Source organism: Mesorhizobium sp. M7D.F.Ca.US.004.03.1.1 (genome assembly GCF_003998635.1).
Classification (GTDB): Bacteria; Pseudomonadota; Alphaproteobacteria; order Rhizobiales; family Rhizobiaceae; genus Mesorhizobium; species Mesorhizobium loti.
Window position 1 is genome coordinate 1 of sequence record NZ_RZQG01001267.1, and the last position, 1,317, is coordinate 1,317.

General features: G+C 60.4%; 3 protein-coding genes. 1 reads left to right on the plus strand and 2 read right to left on the minus strand.

Annotated features, from left to right (window positions below; genetic code table 11):
• Window positions 1-54: 54 nt before the first annotated feature.
• A complete protein-coding gene (locus EN935_RS36205; RefSeq protein ID WP_010910991.1) occupies window positions 55-267 on the minus strand; it encodes a cold-shock protein in 213 nt (70 codons plus the stop codon).
• Window positions 268-544: 277 nt separating this feature from the next.
• Between EN935_RS36205 and EN935_RS36210 the strand changes: the two genes are divergently transcribed.
• Window positions 545-874: a hypothetical protein gene (locus EN935_RS36210; protein ID WP_127262809.1), complete on the plus strand. Its 330-nt coding sequence runs from the start codon at window positions 545-547 to the stop codon at window positions 872-874.
• A gap of 27 nt (window positions 875-901) precedes the next feature.
• Here the strand turns inward: EN935_RS36210 and EN935_RS36215 are convergent.
• The coding region (locus EN935_RS36215; RefSeq protein ID WP_245489141.1) for a LysR substrate-binding domain-containing protein at window positions 902-1,317 on the minus strand (416 nt) is incomplete at its 5' end.

Consider the following 1,317-nt stretch of genomic DNA (forward strand, 5'->3'; position numbering starts at 1 on the left):
TCCGTGACTTGCCGCGCGCCCCGAGCTCTCGCCCGGCGCGCGCACTTCGCAAAATCAGGCTGCCTTGCTCAGAGATCCAGCGGACGACTTGCCAGTGCGGCGGTCCTGCTCGATCTCGAAGTTGATCTTCTGGCCTTCGACCAGGGTCGACAGTCCAGCACGCTCGACAGCGGAGATGTGGACGAAAACGTCCGCGCCGCCCGCGTCAGGCTGAATGAAGCCGAAGCCCTTGGTGGCGTTGAACCACTTGACCGTTCCAGTTGCCATTTTAGATAGTCCTTCAACATTTGCTTTAGTTTGACCAGACCGAGGTCTAGCCGGTGTGCATCGAGATTTTGGAGATAGACGTCAGCAAACGCGAAGATCGCGAGGCCCGGATCGATCGGCCGAAATATCAATGGAAGGCATATAGGCTGGTTTCGCATAAAAAACAAGACTGCGTGAGAAAGCCGTGATCGCGGCGCTGCCCAACGGCTGCCCCAATCTGCTGAAAACGTTGCGACAGATCACGCTGTCCTCGAGCGGCGGATCAGGGGAGAGGACCATGAAAACCATTCTGCTTGCCGCCTGCCTGACGCTGGTGGCCGCCGAGGCGCAGGCGATCTCGCGCTACGATCCGACCCGCATGAGCTGCGGCAAGGTTCAGGCGACGATCGCCCGGCAGGGCGCCGTCATACTGCGCTACCAGTCGACACGTGTGCCGGGATTGCCGCTCTATGACCGCTATGTGCAGAGCCAGCAATTCTGCACCATGGGCGAGGTGAGGACGCGCGCCTACGTGCCGAGCGCCGACACCAAGTCCTGCCCGGTCTACAATTGCAAGCGGCCGGACAATGACCGGCATTTCCGCCGGCGGTTCTTCCATAACAATTAAGGGCTTCTCAACCGGCAGCGATTGCTCTCAATCTCGAATGTGTTCCATGAGCATGGACACGAACTGCGTCACTTTTTGTGGGCGAAAGCGCGCCGCCGGATAAACCACGTGAATGCCGCCCGAGGGCAGCTCCCAGTCCGGCAGCATATGGACGAGGCGACCCTGCGACAGATAATCGACGACGAGATAGTCCGGCAAAACCGCCACCCCGCCGCCGGCCAGCGTGGCTTCCAGTACCGCCGGGGTTGAGTTGATGGAGAACGCCTCGCGCATGGTGACGGTGCGAGGCTCAAAATCATCTCGCGTGAAGCTCCAGGTAAACGGCTTGCGCAGCACGGCATTGGCAACGAGCGGCAAGGGAGAAAGATCTTCTGGCTTGTCCACCCTGACCCCGGCGGCGAAATCCCGCGACGCGACCAGAATTTGCCGGAAAGTGCCTATGC